The sequence below is a fragment of the Mycobacterium triplex genome (assembly GCF_000689255.1).
Classification (GTDB): domain Bacteria; phylum Actinomycetota; class Actinomycetes; order Mycobacteriales; family Mycobacteriaceae; genus Mycobacterium; species Mycobacterium triplex.
On the sequence record NZ_HG964446.1, the window covers coordinates 4948657 to 4969678 of the forward strand.

Here is a 21022-nt window from a genome sequence, read left to right on the forward strand (position 1 = left end):
TGGGCGCTAGCCGGAGCTGGGCTGCAACATCGCCTCGCCCTGCGCCTCGTTGTCTTCGGCGATGTGACTGGCGCGCAACATCAGCCATGTCATCGTCACCATCCAGACGAAGAACGAGACGCAGAGCAGCCACCAGGCCAGTATCCCGTTCCAGGCGACAGGGCCGTTGTGCACGAACACGACGAAACTGCCCGGCGCGACGCCCAGCGCGGTCCAAATGTTGAGATAGGCACACCAGCGCGGCAGCAGCGGCCGCGTCCGACGGTCCTGAAATACGACTATCGCAATGATGGCCATCTGAACCATCGCCGTTCCCACGATCCCTACGTACGGTAGCCACGCCAGGTCGTTGAGCATCTGAATCGTCTCGGGGCTGCGTTCGCTCCGGTAGGCCGCCGTCTGCCAAACCAGTTGCGGGAAAAGGAACTCAAGGATCAAGCAGGATCCGGCGATCAACTGCGCTGTCGCCAGCGGCGAATCGCTGCCTGCGATCCGCCGGATTTGATGGGTGAGCGCGGCGACGAAGAACGCCAGGAAAGGCGCAGCCGCGCAGGCAACCCAGATGCCGATTCGAATCCGGCCGCGGTTTTCGGCGAACATCCGCACCACCGCGTCGGCGCTCATGCCCGGCGCGGGCGGTGGTATGAAGCCCGCAAGCAACCAGAAGCCGACGAAGAAGAGCGGGGCGAACGTGATTCCGCCCCATACACAGATGCGCTGGTGTCGTTCCGTCATCATGGCCGCGCCTCCGAATGTCAGGACAGCAGATCGCTGGCGAGCAGCCGCTCGGCTGCCCGCTGACCGGTGATCGTTGCCGATTCCAGGTTCTGGAAGGCCTGGGAGTCACCCGCCAACTGAATTCGCCGATCCTGCTCGCAGATTTGCCGGAATCGACCAAGGTCGCGGTAAAAGCCGACCGTGGTGTATTCCTCGCGCCACCGAAACACATCGGCAAATTCGATGTAATCGGTTGTGCCAGGAAGGATCTGATCCAGAGCAGTGAGCAGGGCAGCACGTATCTGGTTGTCGTCGTCCGCCCAGTGCGCTTCGCTCCACGAGTCCAGTGCCGCGATGGTGAGCAGCCCCTTGCCTGCGGGGGCGCGACCGGGCGCCTTGTGGTGGTCCAACATGATTCCGGTGAGGAAGGGGTGGCTTGCGCGCGGCACCAGGAGGTAGGTGGACTTCACCCCCCGCGGGCTTTGGGACAGCCCGACCTTGAGCAGGATCAGCTTTCCGTTGCGTACCCGGCCGAGGAATGACCGCCGCCAACTGTCCAGCCCGGGCACGATCCGCGTGGTCGTCTCCCCGGGAGTCGCGACCACGCACGCCGCCGCGTCCTCGACGCGTTCGACCCCGCCCCGGTCCCGCCACGTGACCGTGACACCACTTCCGGTGTCCTCGACCGAGGTAACCTGCGCGCCGACTTCGGTTTTCACGTCGCGAGCCAGCCGGTCGGTGTAGGAACCCATCCCACCGCGGAAGCTGACCAGCTTGGCGCCGCCGAACAGCGCCAGGATCGCCAGGAAATCTCCCCGGGATGCGGTGTCGCCACTGGTAGCGGCGATACCTCGGAGAACCGTCTCGACCAGATACTCCTGCAGTTCGGCACCCAACCGCGATCCAGACCACGCCGAAACCGTCTCGGTGTCATACGGTCCCACCTCAGGCATCCGCGCATAGCCGGCCCGGCGGGCGCGGATCAATTCGGGTAGAACCTTGACGGCCTCTGCCTTAGCCCGGACGGACAACACGCGCGTCCGGGCCAGCGAGGTCAGCAGGTGATCGCCATCCAAGTCGTGGATGACCCCGTCGCGGACGATGCCGAGGATGAAGCCGCCGGGGACGATCTCGTCGACCATCCCAATCTCTGCGGCAGTGGCCAGCAGCGTCCGGTGCGTGGTCGGCAGGAAGAACGCGCCCTCGTCGAGGATATAACCGTCCCGGTGCGTGGTGAGCATCTTCCCGCCCACCCTGTCGTTGGCCTCCAGCACCCGGACCGGCGTGCCGGCTCGTGATAATCGTTGCGCCGCAGCCAATCCCGAGGGCCCGCCACCGACGACGATAACGTCGTCCGTCATCGCAGTCCTACCGTTTAAACGCGTCGATGATTTGCAGGTAGCAGTCCTCGGATTCCTCGGCGGTAAATGGAGGAACATAGGACGTGTGCAGGGCCAGATGCGGTAAGCCCTTGTAGTTGTCGAGTTTCTGGCGGCACTCTTCCGGAGTTCCGGTGATGGAGAACAGTTCGACAAGCTCTTCGGGCGTGTCCTCGAACGCCGCTAGCCCCTTCTGCATCATCGACACGCGTAGTTCGTTGACCAGGTCCTGCACGCCCTCGATTTCGGCGACCACATCAGACACCGGGTGCGCAATATAGAACCCGACGTGCTTCTTGGCACGTGCCAGCGCGACATCGCGATCCGGGTGAACGCAACAGATGACCTCACATGCCAGATCGAGGCCGTCCGGGTCACGGCCGGCCGAGCGCGCGCCCTCGGCGATGTTGGGAAGCACAATCTGCTCGAAAAACTTCGGCGTCCAGAGGTATCCGACCCATCCGTCGGCCTTGGCTCCGCACAATTTCAACATCTGCGGCCGCATGCCCGCGACGAGAATCGGAATCTCCGGGCGCACCATCTCTCGCAGCCCCCACGGGTTGATCGGCGGGGCGACGAAGTTGTAGTAAGAGCCGGTGAAGGGCTTGACTTCTTCACCGGCGAGGTACGCCCAAGAACGGCGCAACACGTCGACGTATTCACTGAGCCGCTTGATCGGCTTGTTGAAGTCGGTGGAGTGGAAGGCCTGAAGAAACTCCGGAACCCCGGTACCGAGGCCGAATTTCATCCGGCCGCCGGATAGCTCATCGACGTCGGCCGCCGCATTCGCCGCCTCGAACGGCGAACGGTTGAAGGCGGTCGCCAGCCCCGAGCACAGCTCGATGTCGGAGGTGGCCAACGCCGACGTGCATAACATCGCAAACGGGTTGCGGTACACCTCGTACGTCCACACCGAATCTAAACCGGCCTCATCGGCCATCCGGGCATACTCCGGTATGCGCTTGAGCGACGCCGTCCGGCTGGGCATCGTGATTCCAAGCTTCAAATCCCTACCCCTTTCAGGTTGAGCTGCCCACTGTTTCGTACAGCGCGGGCATGACGACTCGGGCAAAACGTTGTTGGTTGGCCGCCGCGACGTCGGATGCCAGATTGCCGAACGCCGAAACGACGATCAGGCCACCCGCATCGGTGCGGCGCACTATGTCGCGCGTCTTCTCGATGACTTCGTCGGGCGTCCCCCACGGTTGCAGCTCGGCCAGAAAGTGGGCGAACTGTTCGTGGCCGTGCTTGGCGATCGTGCGCGCGATGTTGCCGTAGTACTCATAGCCCGGTATCTCGGCCATCGCCTCGTCGGCGAACCCGTAGTGATCGATTGTCGATCGGTAGTAGGCGACAACTTGCTCGAACAGCTGGGCGGCGATGTCAGGGTCCTCGTGGCAGGCGTTGAAGATCACCACCATCGGCTTGGGCGGGTCTGCACCTCGGTATCGCCGGTAGTGCTCGGCGTAGCGCTGCAGGTCACCGACCGTTTGTTCCCAAGGCTTTTGCAGAAAGATCATGATCCCCGCCCCAAGACGGGCCATCACCTCGGCGGACTCCGGCGAGATCGACGACGCGAAGACCCGACCGCGCAGCGGCGCCAACGGCGCCGGCCGCAGCTCGACGCCGCGGAGGTGTCCGGTTTCGAACGCGTCCAACAGCTCGGCGGCGTACTGGTCGAAAAGTTGGCGAGAGCGCCCCATCTCGACGCCGAATCCGTCGAATTCCGCACGCGCCAGGCCGCGTCCCATGCCGAGGATCAGGCGTCCGCCCGAGAGGTGGTCGAGCACGCACGCGTGCTCGGCCAGCCGAATCGGGTCGTGCCAGGGCAGCACCGACACCATCGTGCCGAGCTGCACCCGCTCGGTGCGCGCCGCGACCCAGGTCAGAAACTGCAGCGGATCCGTCGACATCGAGTAGTCCGCGAAGTGGTGCTCGACCGCCCACACCGAGTCGAAGCCGAGCCGTTCGGCGCGATCGGCGAGTGCCATCTCTGTTCGCCAGACCTCGTGATCGGACCGTCCGTCGAGGTTTTGAAAGAAGTGTCCGTGCCCTATGCGCATCCGTTACCTCGGCCGTCCGATTGCTGAACGAACGTAAACACGGATCGAGAGTGACGCACCTTAAGGACCCTAGCAGGGTTTCAATATTTTGTGACCGATCGTTCTCAAAATTTGTTACGGTAGGCGGGTGAGCGGTCTGAGCGGATTGGTCAGCAGCCTGGGCGTAAACCCGTCCAGCGACCTCAGTGTCTTCCTGTTTTGTGCGATCTTCACGTTCACGGTGGTGACGATCCTGTGGCTGGTGGGCCTGCTGCAGGGCAACCACTCGATGATGGACGGCTGGTACGGCTTCGCCTACGCGGTTCCGGCGTTGTTCGCATACCTGATCGTCGGCGCCCAATCGGTCACCGCGGCACTGCTGTTGTTCATGGTGATGCTGCACGGCGGCCGGCTGGGCTGGTACCTGGCCGCGCGCTGGCGCCGCTATGTGCCGGTGCACGGTGGCGATCCGCGTTATTTGAACTTCGTCAAGGAGATGTCGCCGGGCTACTGGTGGAAGAGCTTCTTCCGGGTGATGGAGCCCCAGGCCGTGATCATCGTGCTGATCGGGATGCCTGCCGTCGTCGGCATTTTGAAGAACCGAACCCCCAACGGCGGCATCGGCCTACTCGCATTTGTCGGCCTGTTGGTGTTCATGGTCGGCCTGTACTTCGAGACGGTTGCCGACGCGCAGCTGCAGGCCTTCCTGGCGCTGGACACACGCCCGCGCTATCTCAACACCGGGGTCTGGAAGCACAGCCGCCACCCGAATTACTTCGGCACCACGACGGTCTGGTGGGGCATGTGGCTGGTGGCCGTCGCCGGCAATCCGGCTTGCTGGTGGACAGTCGCCGGCCCGATCCTCAACACGATCATGCTGACCTCCGTGCTGGGTTCGGCGTTCCAGGACAACTACATGGGCGTGCGACCGGAGTATCAGGAGTTGATGGCCCGCACCCGCCGATTCCTGCCGCTGCCGTTGTCGGCCGACGCTATCGCGCGCAATCAGGCCCGGCTGGCCGAGCAGCGCGCCAACGCAAACGCGCATTGAGATGTATGACGTCATCGTCGTCGGCGGCGGGCACCACGGCCTGACCTGCGCCACCTATCTCGCCCGGGCCGGCAAGCGCGTGGTCGTGCTGGAGCGAAAGCCGTGGCTCGGCGGCATGACGTACTCGCGCGAAACCGTCTGTCAAGCACCGGGATTCGTGATGAACCCGTGTGCGGTGGATCTGCTGTTCACCAACTTGGAGCCGTCCATCGTCACTGAGCTTCGGCTGGAATCCTTCGGCCTGCGCCAAGCCAACCCGGAGCCGTGGGGGGCCTACGTCGGGCCGGAAGGCCAGTCGATCGGGCTGTGGCGCTCACTCGACCGGACCGTCGAAGAGATCCGGCGCTATTCCAAACGAGATGCCTCCAAGTTCGCCCGGCTCTGCGAGATGTGGTGCGACTTCTGGTATGTGGCGGCGCCATACCTGATGGACCATCCCACCCGCCCGCGGGCCAAGACGGTCGCGGAACTGGGTTGGCGTGCCGTGCGCAGGCGCCGCAATCTCGCGCCGGTCGCGCGAATGCTGATGGCCTCCCCGCATCAACTCATCGAGTCGATGTTCGAGTCCGACGAGGTCAAGTCGCTGCTGGCGATCTACGCCTCGGGTTCGGAAGCGCCGCTGCGGGAACCGGGGTCGGGAGCGGTGCTGGGCGTGATCATGCTGCACATCGGGTGGGGTATCAAACGTCCGGTGGGCGGCATGGCCGAGTTCACCGGCGCACTCGCCGCGTGCCTGCGCCACCACGGCGGCGAGACCCGCACGGACGCGGCCGTCGACGAGATTCTGGTCCGAGACGGGCAGGCGTCCGGAGTGCGATTGGCCGACGGTGAGGTGCTGCACGCTCAGCAGGTCGTCGCGGCGGTCGACCCTGTCACACTGATGAGCAAGCTGGTCGACTCGGCGCATGTCCCCGACGCGGTACTCGACGAGGTACGCAACATCCGCATCAACGGCTGGGGCATCAACAACACCAAGATCGACGTGGCGCTGTCACGGCGACCAAAGCTGCTGTGCGACAGACCCGAACTGTGGGGCAGCTACATGCTGATCGGCGACGACAAGGACTATGTCGACCGTGCGCTCGACACCGCGATGCACGGCCGCATCCCGCCCGAGACTCCGATGTGGGCCCTGATGCCGTCGGCCTTCGATCGCTCGCAGGTGCCGGCGGGCAGTGCCGGCGACACCATGTATCTGTTCTGCACCGCTGTTCCGCAGACCTTTGCCGACGGCAGCGGATGGGCACAACACCGTGAGCCCTTCGCCGCCCAGGCGATACAGAAGGTCGACGAGGTGGCGCCGGGGTTTGCCGACACCGTCATCGGCAGCTGGGTCAAGAGTCCCGACGAGCTACGGGAAATGACCCACGAGGGTAGCTACGTGGTCGTCGACATGTCGTTGAACCAGATGGGTCCCAATCGCCCGACCGCGGCGCTGGCGGGTTACCGCACACCCATCCAGGGCCTGTGGCACACCGGAGCGGGCGCGCATCCGATGGGCGGCGTGCACGGCTGGGCGGGCAGGACCACCGCCCGCACCGTCCTGAAAAACCTCTAGCCGCTGCTGGGTGATCGTATGCTTCGATCATGAACGCAGCCGCGCCGAACCCGTTGCCGCCGGGGCCCCGACTCCCCCGGTCGGTGCAGACCGCGCTGATGCTGCGCTACTGGCCCCGTTTTGTGGCCGCCTGCCGGCGCCGCTACGGCAGCGTATTCACGTTGCGAATTGCGTCGGTGGGAACACTCGTCTACCTGGATGATCCCGCCGACATCAAGACGGTTTTTGCCGGTGATCCGACGACTTACCATGCCGGCGAAGCGAATTCACTGCTGGCCGGATTCGTCGGCGAAAGCTCGGTGCTGGTGATCGACGAGGACCTGCATCGTGATCGACGCCGCCTGATGATCGCACCGTTTCAGCGCGATGCCGTTGCCCGCCAGGCCGCCGTGATTTCCCAGATCGCCGCCGACAACATTGCCCGCTGGCCGCTCGACACGGAGTTCCCCGTTGCGCCCAAGATGTCTGAGATCACGCTCGAGGTGATCTTGCGAACCGTCATCGGCGCCACCGATCCGGTACGGCTGGCCGCATTGCGGGAGGTGATGCCGCGTCTGCTCAACCTCGGGCCGTGGGCGTCCCTGGCGATCGCCAATCCCGACCTGCAACGCCGTCGCCCCTGGCGCTACGTGCACCGCCACATCGCGCAAGCCGACCGGCTGCTGTACGCCGAGATCGCCGATCGGCGAGCCGATCCCGACCTCGCGAAGCGCACCGACGTGCTCGCGATGCTGGTGCGGGCCAACCACGACGACGGTCGGACGATGACCGACTCCGAACTACGCGACCAACTCATGACACTGCTGTCGGCCGGTCACGACACAACCGCCACGGCACTGTCGTGGACGCTGGAGCGGCTCGTCAGGCATCCGGACATGCTGGCGAAGGCGGCACGCGCCGCCGAGGCGAGTGCGGCCGGTGACCCGGCGGGCGACGAGTACCTCGATGCGATCGCCAAGGAAATCCTGCGCGTCCGTCCGGTCGTCTTCGATGTCGGCCGGGTCCTGACCCGGCCCGTCGAGCTGGCGGGCTACCACCTCCCTGCCGGCGTCATGGTCGCTCCGGGCATCGGACTGGTGCACGCAAGCCCCGCGCAATATCGCGACCCCGAGCGATTCGACCCCGACCGGATGCTCGGCGCCACACTCAGTCCGACCACCTGGCTGCCGTTCGGCGGCGGCAATCGGCGCTGTCTCGGTGCGACGTTCGCGATGACGGAGATGAGGGTTGTGCTGCGCGAGATTCTCCGCCGTGTTGAGCTGAAAACCACTACGGCTCAGGGCGAAAGGCAGCGAGTCAAGCATGTCATCCTGGTGCCGCACCGCGGCGCGCGAATCTGTGTCCGCTCCGTGCGTAACCCGCTGACCGCTACGCCCGCGGCGGCCGACGCGCCACCCTGCCCAGCAACCGCACGGGATGCGTCCTCGACACACGCCTGATCAGCCCGCCCGGGCGCCAATCACGTTGCGCGCGACCGTGAACGCCTGCCCAATCGCCGAGTGATTCGCCTGTTGCCGTTGTGTCGCAGAATCTCGCGAGCACTGCCGCGTCCCGGCCATCCGCTGAGGAATGCCATCGGGAACGCGCCTGCCCCGGTGTGCCACAGCCCGTCGACGGGCGTCTGCCACGCTGACAGCGACGGCGTCGGACGCCACGGTCCCATCTGCGCCAGGGAACAGTCCACGTGTTCGTAGTTGCCGCGCGTCACGTGGTATCGCGACTCGAAGTCGTCGGGCGTGGTGATATGAACGTCGAGGATTGCGTCGCCCAATTCCGGTGCGTACTGGGCGAAGTTGTCCATCATCAGCTTGACGTACTGCTCCTTCTCGTCCTCCCACGTGCGCCCGCCCGCGAGTTTGCGCGGAGTGTTGAACGCATAGAAGTACAGCGTGTCTCCGTCACTGCCCTCGGGCACCAAGGTGCGGTCGTAGATCGAGCTGGTGATGTGCTGAATCGGGATCTCGTGGGTGAACTCGCCATTGATCGCGGCATGGGCCGAGCGGTTGAGGTACTCCATGTTCGGGCAAATCGTGATGGCCGACAACGCTTCTGGGCTGCGACCCTGTTGGTAGCGGGGAAAAGTGAGTCGCCGGTCCAGGGCGCAGTCGACCTTGAACGTGTAGATGTTGGAATGCAGATTCTGAAGTCCGCGGACCTCGTCGCGTGTTTGTTCCGGCACCACGTCGGGGTCGAGCAGCTTGGTCACCAGGGTGATCGGGTCGGTGGCTGCAACCACCTCGCGCGCGGTGAATGTCCGCCCGTCCTCGAGCGTGACGCCTCGTGCCTGGCCGCCCTCGGTGAGGATCTGTTTGGCCTTGGCGGCGGTGAGGATCGTGCCACCGTGCGCCTCCACGCAGCGGGCCAAGGCCTGGGTGTACGCGCCGGTGCCGCCGACCGGATGGCGCACCCCCCACTCGTGCAACCCGGCGATCAGGGACAAGTGCAGACCCGTGCCGGCTTCCCACGTCGGGGCGAAACTGGCCAGTGAATAGGTGGCGACCGGCACCTTGATCTCGTCGCGGTCGAAGTACTCTTCGCAGACCTGTTCGATGGAACCCAGCATCGCCCGGGCGCCGCGGGCAATCGACTTGGGCCCCTTGGCTGTTCGGACGAGCATCTCCGCCAATGCCGCCGGCCGGACCCGGACGGGATGCCCCTGCAGATACGGCAGGGCAACCTTGAGAGTCGCGGTGATGTCGTCGCACAACTGCTCGTAGCGGCGAGCGTCCTTGTGTGAATAGCGCTTGATCTCCTCGACCAGGCGGCCGCGGTCTTTCCAAATCGGCATCACCTGCCCGTCGGGCCCCAGCCAGGTCAGCAGCGTATCGGGATACACCCAACGCAGCCCGTACTTCTCAAGCTCGAGTTCATGATCAATGGACGGCTCCACACCGGTCAGCAGGAACTCGACCGAACACGGATTGACCTTGTAGCCGGGCGCATTGGGCATTTCCATCGTCCACGCGAGGCCACCGACCACGTCGCGCGCCTCCAGCACCAACACCTTCTTGCCCGCGCGCGCCAGGTAAGCCGCACACGTCAATCCGTTATGGCCGGCACCGACCACGATCACATCTGCAGCCGAGTTGTCTTTTATTGCCGACGAGACCACGGCATCTCCCCTTCACCACTCCGCCTTGATTGAACATAATGTATGCCTACATGAACGGACTGTATAGTAGATGAAACAGTACGTCTAGCATGACGGCGGCGCGGTGCGTATTACAGTCGGGCAGAGCCTGGTCACCTCCGGTCGTCGCAGCAGCGAGGAATGCACATGTCAGAGCCGTCGACTCTCCGCGACGTGCGGGACAAGCGAAGGGCCGAACGCCTGAGCGGCCGCACGCGGCCGGACTACATGACCGTCATCGTCGAAGCCGCCGAGCGGGTGTTGGCGGAAACGCCGTTTCACAAGATCACCATCGACCAAATCCTCACCGAGGCGCAGGTTTCCCGGGCGACGTTTTACGCCTACTTCTCGTCGAAAGGCGAGGTGGTCGCCGAAGTGTTGGGTCGCGTCATGCTCGAGCTGTTCGACCTGCTCGACCCGCTGTTCCAGCGACTACCCGACGGCGATCGGCGCCAGGCGATTGCCGCGGTCCTGCAGGAGTCGGCAAAGCTGTGGAAGCTACACCGCCCGGTTTTCCATGCCACACACGAGAATTGGCACTCCGTACCGGAGCTACGGGTCAAGTGGCTCGCGCTCGTGGAGAAATTCACCGATGCGATCGCGGGGCAATTGGAAGGTGGCGCCAACCACGGAGCGGCCCGTCGCAGGAGGGCACGTCAGCGCAGCGCGGCTTTGCTCTGGTCGAGCGAGCAGCTGTTCTACCTGGCCGGGACCGACGCCGACGACGATCTGGACGATGAACAGGACCTGCTGGAGACCCTGGCGGTCATGTGGGAAGGCACGTTGTTCGGGTCGGCGTGATCTGGCCGCTGCCCGCAGGCGAAACCATCGAGGCCCGTCGCCTCAGCTCGCCCGCACTCCAATCAGATTGCGCGCGGCCCGATTTCCAAACTCGACCGCGGTGTTCTGACCGGCCGCCGACATGAAGTCGGCCGCGTACTGCACCGGCGAAGCGGGGTCCAACGACGCGTTGAGGCGCCCGATGTCCCGGTAGGCGCCGATGCGGGTGAACGGTAGTGCCCGCCGCCACCGGGTCACGTGGGTGAACTCGACGGCATCGCGCAGTTCGGGGAACACCTTGAACACGGTGGCCAAGGTGTGATCGACCAGCTGCTCGTCGGGCGCATCGATCAGCCGTTCGGACGCGCCGGTCTCCCACAGACAACTCAGCAAGCCGCGTCCGGCCGGAGCCCGATCCGGGGCCTTGTTGTGGTCGAGGAAGATCAAGGCGATGTCGGGATCCTCCACCGACGGGAACATCAGCAGGAACGCCGGGCAGTCCGGGGGCCGGATGGTGCCGACGGCGACGCTGACGCATTGGGTGTAGCCCAGACTGTTGTTCAGTGAGCCAAGAACGTCGCGATCGTCGACGCAGATGTCCGTCGCCTCGGGCAGTGGGCAGCTGACGACGCAGGCGTCGTAGTCCGACGTCGTGCCGGAATGGCTTACCAGGACCCGGTTTTCATGCCGCCGCACCTGAGTGACCGGTGTCTGCAGGTGAACCTTGAGCCGCTCGGCCAGCGCCTCGGGCACTCGGCCCTGTCCGCCGGCGGCCGCCTGGATCTTGGCGGTGAAGATGTTGCCGATTCCGGACAGCAACTCCACCTTGGACACCTTGTCGGTGTCGGCGATCAGCATGGTGCGCACGATCGGCTCGCACAGGTAGCTGTCTATTTCGGCGGACAACGCCCGCCTGGCGTACGCCCGCGCGCTTTCGGTGTCCAGCGACGCGGCCTTGCTCATGTCCGCGTAGTCCAGGCGGCCGCGAGCCTTGGCCATCGCTACATCCAGCGCCAGCCGCGGCACTCGCAACTTCGCGCCCACCGACAGCAGCGGTGTCCTCAGACCCGAACGCACCATCTTGTCCATATCGAGCAGATGGGTCGCTCCGGCGCGCCGAATTCCGATATGCGGTGCGGTGCGGCGCATCTCGACACCGAGTTCGCGCGCCAGCGCCAGGTAGCTGTGGTAGGTCGAACCGAGCGCCGACGCGCCGGTGTCGATCGCATAGCCGTCACGGCGCAGGGTTTGCACGCGGCCGCCGGGTGAGTTGGTGGATTCGAAGACATCGACCTGCCAGCCGGCCGTCTGCAGGCGATAACCGGCCGTCAGGCCGGACAGACCCGCTCCGACGATCGCGGCGCGCGGCATTCTCAGGCTGCCCGGGCCGAAGCGGCCGAGGGGGCGGGCGCGTCGTCAAGGCGGTGCAACGCGCGGCGGACCGTGTGGGTCATCACGAAGAACCAGACCCAGAATGTCGCGAACGGCAGATAGAAGCCGAACAACCCGTTCCACGCGAACGGCCCGGTCTTGAAGAAGAAGATGATGCTCAGCGGTATCAGGTCGAGCATGAAGAACACGTTGAACCATCCCACCCAGCGCGGAATGATCGGATCGGGGTCTTCATCGGCCAGTGAGGCGTAGATGAGACTGATGACCACGAAGTAGAACGGCGCGATCACGCCGAGGAATTGCAGCCAGGCGATGTCGTTGAGCAGCTGCACCAGCTTCGGATCGCGGTCCGAACGAAACGACGCAGTCAGCCACCAACCGGCGGGGTACGCGGTGAGCAGCACGTTGGTACAGCCGGCGATGATCTGACAGAAGGTGAGTATTCCCGGCTTTCCCTCCACGGCCGCGATGAGTTTGGCAAGCATTGCCGTCCACGGCACATAGAACATCGAGCCGACGAGCACCAGCACCATACCGACGCGGATCCCGGCGACGTTGGAGTGATACACGTGGGTGATCTGGTTGGCGTCCCAGGTCGGCGGCTGGGAGGGGAAGAACCGGGCGAGCGGCAAGATGCCGACCATCAGGAACGCAATGTAGACATACCCGCTCCATGAGGTGCGCCGCAGGAGTCTCAGATTTGCCTGAGGCGATAGCATTTCGCATCCTCTCCGGCCGGCCGGAATGCCCTTACTCGACGCGGCTCACAGTACGTAAACGATCGTTGCCACTCTTTTGAGACACACTACCTGGTAGTGCATGACTTTAACCCTGTCGATGGGGAATTTTGGTAAACGATAGTTGACACCAGGCATTTATAAACCTTACTGTCTCAAAATAACCTCCTCACGAGAGTCGTAGAAGCCACCAGGTGCCCCGACCACCGATTGTGAAATCGCGCCGCGCGGTCGTGGCCGGCGCTGGAATCGCCGGCCTTACCGCCGCCTACCGTCTGCAGCAAGCGGGCTGGACGGTAGAAGTCTTCGAAGCCGAACCCCGCGCGGGTGGGCGCGTGGAGACCATCACGCGACACGGATACTGCGTCGACACCGGCGCCACCGCGTTCGCGGCGCGGTATCCGATCGCAACGCAGCTGGCGAAAGAGCTGGGCCTGCGCATGGTCGATACGGCGCCCTATCTCGGCGTGTACCGCGGGGGGCGGGTCCGGCTGTTGCGCCTCGATCGGCTGCTCCGGTCGGGGCTGACGACAGACGCACTGAGCTGGTCCACCAAGCTTCGGCTCGCGCGCGTCGTATTCGACGTCGCGCGTGCCAGCCTGCGCGGCATGCTGTCCTACGACGACTTACGCGCCGCCGCACCACTCGATACGGAAACGGCTCGCGATTACATCCGCAGGCTCGCCGGCGACGAGGCCGACACCTATTTGGGTGAACCGATCACCCGCGCGTTACTGCTGGCCAATTCGGACAAGGTCAGCCGCGTCGAGCTGATGTCGGGTCTGGTCAACGCCGTTGCCGGGCACCTGTCCACGCTGGCCGGCGGGCAGGCCGCCATCATCGATGCACTGCTGTCTCGCGTACAGACGGTGCACCTTCGCTCCCCCGTGGTCTCACTGACCGACACCGCCGACGGTGTGCGCCTGGGTTATCGCGATCCCGAAGGCCAGACGAAGACCGTCGAGGCCGACGCGTGCGTCGTCGCGACTCCGCTGCCGGTGGCGGCCTCCCTCTGCGCGGCTGCCAATCCTCGGCTCGCCACCCTCAACGACGCATTGCGCTTCACGCGGGCGATCAACGTCGCCGTCGGAACGACACGGGCGCCCGACACGCCCGCGTTTCTGGTCCAGCTTCCGGCTGCCGAGGATCCCGAGATCTGCATGATCATCGTCGAAAGCAACAAAGCACCCGATCGCGCTCCGGCGGGCCACGGACTGCTGTCGGTGAGTTGGGAGATGTCGGCAGCCGCGGCGTGGATGCAGCGCTCGGACGACGAGCTCATCGCGCGCTCGCTGCAAACGGTGCTGCGACTGTTCCCCGAGTTACGAGACACGGTCGATTTCACCTATGTGCGCCGCTGGCCAGTGGCGTTGCCGCAGACCCGCGTTGGCGTCTATCAGCAAATCGCCGAGTTCACCTCGCACATCGATCCGACGTCTCGCATCCAGTTCGCCGGTGATTATCTGTCCCAGACCGGCCAGAACACCGCCGTCGCCTGGGGCAACCGTGCGGCGGCGAACTTGCAAGAGCACCACGGTCATTCCGTTTACACGAAACAAGAGGAGTTCACTCATGGCTGATGTGCAATCGATGCTCAGTTCGGTGATCGGCGCGGGCAAGACCCAGGTCAACAAGATCGGTGCCGACCAGATTCGCCAGTTCATCGAGAACCAGCCCGGCATCGACGGCGACGTCGAGGTGATGGTGATCGGTGACGGCGGTGAAGTCGGGGCATCAAGTGGCACAGTGCTGTTCGACGCGACCTTCGGTACCGGACACGGTCGGGTCACCCGAGAACTGGTGCTACGCCATGCGCCGGTCAGCGACAAACGATTGTTCTTCGAATACGACTTGTCGCGACAGTTCGAGGTGCAGCGCGCGCTCCACGGTACCGATGTGCCGGTGCCGGAACCGTTGTGGCTCGACGCCGATGGCAGCTGGCTGGGCGCGGCCGGCTACGTCATGGGGCGCGTTCACGGCAGGGGACAGCATCCGGCAGCTTTCATTCAGGGCCCGCTCGCCGAGGCCACCCCGGCGGATCGCGAGGAGATGCTCGGCAAGGTCATGGCAGCGCTGGTCGCCATTCACCGCACCGACATCGAAGCGCGCGGCCTGCAGAACTTCGTGATGAAAGCACCCGGCGTGGCCCCCCTGGAGAAGTGCATCAATTGGTATTGGCAGACCTGGGAATGGGTACGACTGCCCGAGTACCAGCGGTTGGTTCCGGTGCGCAGCTGGCTGCTCGACAACCTCCCCGATGGCGAGACAGAGCTGATGCACGGCGACTCGACGCTGCAGAACTACTTCTTCGACGGCACCCGGTTGGCCGCGGTGCTGGATTGGGAGATGTCCAGCCTGGGCCGTGCCGAAGCGGACCTCGCGCTGCAATGCGTCAGCAACCGCATTTTCGCGGCGCCACCGGACAGCGGGCTGCTGCAACCGCCGAGCGAAGAGGAGTGGCTGGCCATGTATCGCGCCGCCGGCGGTCGTCCACTGCGCGACTTTGACTACTTCAAGAAATTCGCCGCGTACATGATCCTTGTTGCGGTCAGCGCTCTGCAACGAAATATGACGGAAGCCGACCGCAAGGCCCAGGCACCACTCTTGCAACCGTGTTGGCAGCTCGTCGAATCCTAAAGGGAGGCAAAGGTGTCCATTAAAGCTGATGCAGAAACACAAGACAGAGCGTTTTGGGAAGAAAAGAACCTCTCGTTCCAGACCGCTACACCCGAAGACGATCTCCTGCATCCGGAGTTCAAGGACGCGAACCGATCGCCAACCCTGACCGAAACACAGTTCTTCGGCTTCAGCGTGCCGGAGGAGAACATCCATGCGCTGACCTATATGTGGCACCACCCGAACCTGGGCGTGGTCAGCGGTGGGGCCTGGGTGTGGCAGGGCGTGAAACAACACGTGCTGCAATCCGAGCTGTTCAATTGGACCTCATTCATGAGTGAGGATGTGCTCGCAAACGATCTGTGGGACTACAAGTTCGACAACGGGTATCACGTGCAGACGGTCGAACCGCTCAAAAGGCATCGGCTGCGCTACCGCGACGAGCTGCGCGGGAATGCGTTTGACATCGAGACTCAGGCCCTGATGGAGCCCATGCTGCTGCAGACCGGCATGCACTTTGAGCAGGCGGTGCGTGCACAAGGCGAACTCACCTTGCGCGGCAAGACCTACCCGGTGGATTGCACACACGTTCGTGATCGATCGTGGGGGCAGAGCCGCTCCGAGCAGCATGCTCCGGTGCCGCCGATCGATTGGATGACCGGCGTTTTCGGCGAGAACTTCATGTTCGGCTGTACCGCATACGACCATCCCGATCTCGAGCCCGACTGGGCGGGGCATCTGCAGGTGCCCGGAGGCGATTCCACCAAGGGCGGCTGGGTTTACCGTGATGGCGAGTTGATACCTGTTGTGGCCACTCGCAAACGGGTCGATCACTCCCCCGCAACGCTGGCGCCGACCACTGCTCAGATGGTGATGACCGACGCGAAGGGACGCGACTACGAGATCCGCGGCGAAGTGGTTGCCGCCAATCGTCTTGCAGTGTGGCCGAATATGGATACCTGGATCTGCCTCGCCCGGTGGGAATGTGAAGGTCAGGTTTGCCACGGCGACCTGCAGCAGGTGCAGTGGCATGACTATGTCCGACGGTTCTTAGGAAAGTAGTGGCTATGACATCTTCGACCCCTATCGCCGACCGCACCGAACCCACCGCTGATGTGCTCGTCGAGCGTGACGGCACCGTGGGCGTCATCACGATCAACCGGCCCGAGCGCCTCAATGCGGTTACCACGGAGGCGGGCGACAAACTGAGATCGGCTTTCCTCGAGTTGGAGGCTGACCCCCGGATCCGTGCCGTTGTGCTCACCGGCGCGGGTCGGGGATTCTGTGCGGGCGCCGACATTTCGGGCGATGTGGGCAATGCGCGCGAGGTACTTCTGGACGCGTGGAATCCACTGGTGCTGACGATGCAGTCACTGCAACTGCCGATCATCGCGGCGATCAACGGTGTCGCGGCCGGCGCGGGAGTGTCGTTAGCACTGGCATGCGACCTCCGCGTTGCCGCCGCGTCGGCACGTTTTGAGTTGTCGTTCGCCAAGATTGGCCTAATGCCCGACGCCGGCCTGACCTGGTTGCTCCCCCGTGTCGTGGGCCTGGGGCGGGCCAATGAATTGGCGTTGCTCGCCGAGCGCCTCTCCGCCTCCGAGGCGTGTAGCTGGGGCCTGGTGAATCGACTGGCCGAGGACGGTCGGGCGCTGGCGGATGCAGTCGCAATGGCCGGGCGTTTCGCCGAGCTGTCGGTGAGCGTCGCGACGATCAAGCGAGCCCATCATCGCGCTCTCGACGCCGACTTCGTCGATCAGCTGAACCACGAAGCACACACGCAGGGTTGGCTGCAGGAGCAACCTGATTTCGCCGAAGCAACACGGGCGTTCGCCGCAAAGCGGCCACCGCAGCTGACCGAACGTACTCCCCCGGAACGAACAAACTGACGCTGGTCACCGGCCAGTCTGCGCTACCGTTAAGAAATGGCCAAGCGTAACGACCGTTCAGAGCAAATCCTGCGTACCGCGATGCACCTGTTTCATGAACGTGGATTTGATGGCGTCGGGGTGGATCTCATCGGTGAGAAAGCGGGCGTGTCCGGCCCGGCGATCTATCGCTACTTCAGCGGTAAAGACGAGATCCTGATGACACTGCTCGACGAGGCTATCGACCGGGTCCTGATGTCGACGGGCGGCCAGTTCGATGATCCGCGAGAGGAACTGGAGCACCTGGTGCGAGGGCACGTGCAGCGAGCCCTTGAGGAACGCGAACTGATGAGTGTGTGGACCAGAGAACGCAATTCGATCCCGAAGGAGTACCGCTCGAGGTTAAGTGCCCGGATCAAGCGGTACATCGACCGATGGGTGGATTGCCTGCACGCCTGCTACCCGAATCAGTCGCGCGACGTTCTCACCGTCGCGGTCCACGCGACGCACGGGCTGATCGACTCGACACCCATGTGGCCGGAGAAGTCGCTGCGAACCGCCGGACTCGCTGACATCCTGACCGGAATGGCCCTGCAGGGCTTGGAGTGGTTGGACAACGATGCCTCGCGCCCCGCGTCCACTGCAAAGCGCGTCCGCCCAAAGAGACCCCCGGCCCGTTCAGCCTGACGTCAACGCGTAAACGACCGTTTACGGGAGGCGACGTGGAGCCCTTGACCAAGTCACGGATCCAGATGTTCGGCGTCTGGTGTGCGATCGGCTATCTGGTCGCACTGTTCGTCGGCTGGGGCGCAATAGCCGGGTTCCTCCCGCCCACGGCCCCGTCGGCCGGCGCTGCCCAGGTCGCCGCGCTCTACCAAGGCGACTACCCGCGAATTCGCATCGCGATGCTGATCGTCATGCTCGCCGCTTTGATTTTCATCCCTTTCGCCGCGGTGACATCACAGTTCATTGCACGCATCGAGGGCACCGCCGGCGTCTTGACCTACACCTTCCTGTTGGGCGCGGCCGGCAATATGGTGCTGACCTTTTATCCCGCGATCTGGTGGCTGACCGCGGCCTTTCGCCCCGACCGGCGCGCCGAACTGATCTACCTGATGAACGATATGGCATGGCTGCAGTTTCTCGGCGGCGTCACCATGTACTTGGCGATGCCCCTGGCGGTGATGGTCGCCTCGCTGTGCGACAAGAGCGCGGCGCCGGTGTTTCCGCGCTGGTGCGGTTATGCCAACGGCTGGATGGCGTTGACGATCGTTCCAGATCAACTGCTGTTCTTCTTCCACAAGGGACCGTTCGCCTGGAACGGCATCTTCGGCGTCTGGGTCCCAGTCGTGGTGTTCAGCGGCTTTTTCATCGTGAATTTCGTCGTCTTGCGTCAAGCGGTTCAGCGCGATCGCAGGTCGATCGAGGCCACATCAGAAACCGCGGCTGCGCACAGTGCTCCACGGTGACAGATCTACTCGCGGAGGCTCATTTTTGATATAACTTGTATCAATAACAGCGTGGTCTCGTCAGCGCGAAGGAAGAACGCTTCATGTCCGAGTCGCTTAACCAGAAGCTCAGGGTCGCCGGCCAGCTGGGACGAATCGGTGCCCACATCGTCAACGAGCGGTTGCGACGTCCCAAACCCACTACGCTGGCCGAGATCCCACCCTCCGTGGACGCGCTCACACCGGAGTGGCTGACTGCCGCCCTATGCGGCGGTCACCCTGGAGCATGGGTGACCGCAGTGTCGACCGCGTCCGGGAGCGACGGGTCGACCACCAGGCGAGTGCTGGCTATCGACTACAACGACGTCGGGCGCCGAGCCGGGCTGCCGGTATCGGTCTTTACCAAGTCGACCCCCAAGTTCACCTCCCGCGCGGTGACTGTTCCGTCTGCGGCGCTGACGTGCGAAGCATTGTTCTACGACCGGATCCGCCCAACGCTCGACATCGAAGCCCCCCATGGCTACTACATGGCGGTCGACAACAGGTCAGGCCGCTCGATGTTCTTGATGGAAGACGTCGCGACCACCAGGAAGGCGACGTTTGGCGATCCGACTAAGCACTACATCGATCGGACCAGGGCCGAAGCGATCATCACAACGTTGGCGACTGTCCACGGAATGCTTTGGGAGAGCCCGCGATTCGCCGGTGACCTGGCCGTCGTCAAAGATGCCCACAGGTGGCAGGTCGACGTCAACGAGACAATCGCATTTCCGCGTCGCACGCTGATCGGGTTCGACCGCGCGGAGTCGGTCTTTCCCGCGGGGTTCCGTCGCCGCCGGGCCGAGGTCTTCCCGGCTCTGATGACATCGCTGGCGATGCACAAATCGGCACCCAGCACGCTGTTGCATTCCGACGTCCATTCCCGCAACTGGTATCTGACTCCCGATGGCGGCATGGGCTTGTACGACTGGCAGCTGATCAGCCGTGGCATTTGGGCCCTCGACGTCTCGTATGCGCTCAGTTCGGCGCTGACGGTGCGGGATCGGCGCGCCTGGGAGCGCGAGCTCATCGAGCTGTACGTCGACCGCCTACATGCGGCAGGCGCTCCCCCGCTGTCCTTCGGCGAAGCCTGGTTGGCATATCGCCAGCAAGCTTTCCACGGTCTTGTGTTCTGGCTGTACACCATTGGCGCCGGCCGACTGCAGCCGGCGATGCAACCCGACGAAGTGTCGCTGGCCAACCTCGAGCGAATGACGAACATGATCGAGGACCTGGACTCGTTCGGCGCCTTGAAAGAGTCTGCGAATACGTCGCGGCAGCTGCCGTCGATCCCCTAGCGCTCGAACAGGGCCTTGACACTCAACGCCAAGCAACCCAGCGAGGCCGATATGAACAGTGCCGCACTGAACCCCGAGATCTTGCCACGCCGGTGCGCGATGCCGGCGGCCAGGATATCGCCGACGTCGCACGCCGCGGCGACCCTCAACATCTGAGACCTCGACCGGCGTTCGGTCACCAAAGGTGCGACGGCCAGCGCAAAGTCACGAGTCGCCACTACCGCCGTCCGGGCTGACACTTGCGCTTGGCCATCCGCACCTGTGGATTCCGAGAAGAAGTCATAGGCTCGGTCTAGAAACGTTCGTTCACGGGCATTGGTGAACTCACTCCCGCGCTCGGGTGGTGGAGCGCCCGTTCCTCTTTTTAGGTTGCACCTTCTCCTCGACCCCTTCGTTCTCCCACTCGATAAAGCCGTCGCGCATCTTGTTGAGAAGGTGGTCAAGCGTTGCAATCTCCTCGTCGGAAAGGGGAAACAATGCTCGTCGCTCGACCTGCTCGGACAAGCGGTGAAGCTGGGAGGCCAGCGGCTTCGTCTTGGGCGTTAGGAAAATGCGGTTAGATCGTCGGTCGTTGTCGTCAGGGCACCGCCGAACGAGGCCCTCCTTTTCCAGCCGGTCAATGACCTTGCCCATTCCGCCCTTGGTGATATCCATCAGCTCGGTAAGCTCGGCCTGCGTACTACCCTCAAGAAAATACAGGTGGCGCAGCAGCCACCACTCGGTGCGCGCCAGGTTCAAATCGCGCACCTTCTGGTCGAACGTCACGCGGTATCTGCGCGCGACGTCGGTGATCAGAAACGCAGTCCGACTGAAGATTTCGCCGGAGCGCTTCGTCTCTTTTGCCTTCATTGTGCCCTTCGGTTCTCGCGGTAGCTTAGCAGCGTTTCCGGTAGCCGCGGATGATTCCGCACCCGACTCGAACGTTCCATCGAGCCATTGACTCGGCTTTGCGGCCGCTGCTATGGTC

At 63.9% G+C, this 21022-nt stretch carries 20 protein-coding genes; 11 read left to right on the plus strand and 9 right to left on the minus strand.

Annotation, left to right across the window (positions count from 1 at the left end):
* Positions 1-6 precede the first annotated feature (6 nt).
* From BN973_RS22840 to BN973_RS22855, 4 genes are read right to left on the minus strand one after another with little or no spacing between them, the layout of a single operon-like run.
* The gene (locus tag BN973_RS22840) at positions 7-738 is read right to left on the minus strand and encodes a hypothetical protein (protein WP_051641423.1); all 732 of its coding nucleotides are present in this window, start codon (positions 736-738) and stop codon (positions 7-9) included.
* Positions 739-755: 17 nt separating this feature from the next.
* On the minus strand, positions 756-2078 hold the full coding sequence (locus BN973_RS22845) for a protoporphyrinogen/coproporphyrinogen oxidase (RefSeq protein ID WP_036470999.1): 1323 nt from the start codon (positions 2076-2078) through the stop codon (positions 756-758).
* A gap of 7 nt (positions 2079-2085) precedes the next feature.
* Positions 2086-3102, minus strand: a complete 1017-nt coding sequence (locus BN973_RS22850) for an LLM class flavin-dependent oxidoreductase (protein WP_139830318.1) — start codon at positions 3100-3102, stop codon at positions 2086-2088.
* 13 nt (positions 3103-3115) lie between these two features.
* Entirely contained in the window at positions 3116-4159 is a 1044-nt protein-coding gene (locus tag BN973_RS22855) for an LLM class flavin-dependent oxidoreductase (protein ID WP_036471001.1), read from the minus strand.
* A 127-nt stretch (positions 4160-4286) separates the two neighbouring features.
* Here BN973_RS22855 and BN973_RS22860 point away from each other — a divergent pair, with 127 nt between their 5' ends.
* Genes BN973_RS22860 through BN973_RS22870 form a run of 3 tightly spaced genes read left to right on the plus strand, consistent with a single transcriptional unit; the run spans position 4287 to position 8186 of the window.
* Complete coding sequence (locus tag BN973_RS22860) at positions 4287-5189, plus strand: DUF1295 domain-containing protein (protein ID WP_036471002.1); 903 nt, start codon at positions 4287-4289, stop codon at positions 5187-5189.
* Between the two features lies 1 nt (position 5190).
* Positions 5191-6747, plus strand: coding sequence for a phytoene desaturase family protein (locus BN973_RS22865; RefSeq protein ID WP_036471003.1), 1557 nt, complete (start codon positions 5191-5193; stop codon positions 6745-6747).
* A 29-nt stretch (positions 6748-6776) separates the two neighbouring features.
* Entirely contained in the window at positions 6777-8186 is a 1410-nt protein-coding gene (locus BN973_RS22870; RefSeq protein ID WP_036471004.1) for a cytochrome P450, read from the plus strand.
* 20 nt (positions 8187-8206) lie between these two features.
* Here BN973_RS22870 and BN973_RS22875 read toward each other — a convergent pair whose 3' ends face one another.
* Entirely contained in the window at positions 8207-9859 is a 1653-nt protein-coding gene (locus BN973_RS22875) for a phytoene desaturase family protein (protein ID WP_084163506.1), read from the minus strand.
* A 165-nt stretch (positions 9860-10024) separates the two neighbouring features.
* Here BN973_RS22875 and BN973_RS22880 point away from each other — a divergent pair, with 165 nt between their 5' ends.
* The gene (locus BN973_RS22880) at positions 10025-10678 is read left to right on the plus strand and encodes a TetR/AcrR family transcriptional regulator (protein ID WP_169718246.1); all 654 of its coding nucleotides are present in this window, start codon (positions 10025-10027) and stop codon (positions 10676-10678) included.
* 42 nt (positions 10679-10720) lie between these two features.
* On the opposite strand, the gene BN973_RS22885 is transcribed toward BN973_RS22880, so the two are convergent.
* Together BN973_RS22885 and BN973_RS22890 are read right to left on the minus strand one after the other, a co-directional pair.
* Positions 10721-12028, minus strand: a complete 1308-nt coding sequence (locus BN973_RS22885) for a protoporphyrinogen/coproporphyrinogen oxidase (RefSeq protein WP_036471007.1) — start codon at positions 12026-12028, stop codon at positions 10721-10723.
* A 2-nt stretch (positions 12029-12030) separates the two neighbouring features.
* Positions 12031-12693, minus strand: a complete 663-nt coding sequence (locus BN973_RS22890; RefSeq protein ID WP_036471008.1) for a hypothetical protein — start codon at positions 12691-12693, stop codon at positions 12031-12033.
* A 287-nt stretch (positions 12694-12980) separates the two neighbouring features.
* Between BN973_RS22890 and BN973_RS22895 the strand changes: the two genes are divergently transcribed.
* The 7 genes from BN973_RS22895 to BN973_RS22925 all read left to right on the plus strand — a co-directional run bounded on the left by BN973_RS22895 (position 12981) and on the right by BN973_RS22925 (position 20055).
* Complete coding sequence (locus tag BN973_RS22895) at positions 12981-14366, plus strand: protoporphyrinogen/coproporphyrinogen oxidase (RefSeq protein ID WP_084163508.1); 1386 nt, start codon at positions 12981-12983, stop codon at positions 14364-14366.
* Entirely contained in the window at positions 14359-15423 is a 1065-nt protein-coding gene (locus BN973_RS22900) for a phosphotransferase family protein (protein ID WP_084163509.1), read from the plus strand. Before BN973_RS22895 ends, BN973_RS22900 begins: the two co-directional genes overlap by 8 nt.
* Before the next feature lie 12 nt (positions 15424-15435).
* Positions 15436-16464 (plus strand): DUF7064 domain-containing protein, encoded by a 1029-nt coding sequence (locus tag BN973_RS22905; RefSeq protein ID WP_036471011.1) that lies wholly within the window; start codon positions 15436-15438, stop codon positions 16462-16464.
* Positions 16465-16469: 5 nt separating this feature from the next.
* Positions 16470-17291 carry an enoyl-CoA hydratase/isomerase family protein gene (locus BN973_RS22910; protein WP_051641424.1) on the plus strand — a complete coding sequence of 274 codons (822 nt, stop codon included), beginning with the start codon at positions 16470-16472 and terminating at the stop codon, positions 17289-17291.
* 36 nt (positions 17292-17327) lie between these two features.
* Positions 17328-17957: a TetR/AcrR family transcriptional regulator gene (locus BN973_RS22915; RefSeq protein WP_051641425.1), complete on the plus strand. Its 630-nt coding sequence runs from the start codon at positions 17328-17330 to the stop codon at positions 17955-17957.
* 35 nt (positions 17958-17992) lie between these two features.
* Positions 17993-18739, plus strand: a complete 747-nt coding sequence (locus tag BN973_RS30055) for a hypothetical protein (RefSeq protein WP_051641426.1) — start codon at positions 17993-17995, stop codon at positions 18737-18739.
* A gap of 83 nt (positions 18740-18822) precedes the next feature.
* Positions 18823-20055, plus strand: a complete 1233-nt coding sequence (locus BN973_RS22925) for a phosphotransferase (protein WP_084163510.1) — start codon at positions 18823-18825, stop codon at positions 20053-20055.
* On the opposite strand, the gene BN973_RS31180 is transcribed toward BN973_RS22925, so the two are convergent.
* Positions 20052-20207 carry a hypothetical protein gene (locus BN973_RS31180; RefSeq protein ID WP_156959187.1) on the minus strand — a complete coding sequence of 52 codons (156 nt, stop codon included), beginning with the start codon at positions 20205-20207 and terminating at the stop codon, positions 20052-20054. The two genes, BN973_RS22925 and BN973_RS31180, sit on opposite strands and share 4 nt — an antisense overlap.
* Positions 20208-20379: 172 nt before the next feature.
* Entirely contained in the window at positions 20380-20904 is a 525-nt protein-coding gene (locus BN973_RS22930; RefSeq protein ID WP_051641428.1) for a MarR family winged helix-turn-helix transcriptional regulator, read from the minus strand.
* Positions 20905-21022: the final 118 nt, after the last annotated feature.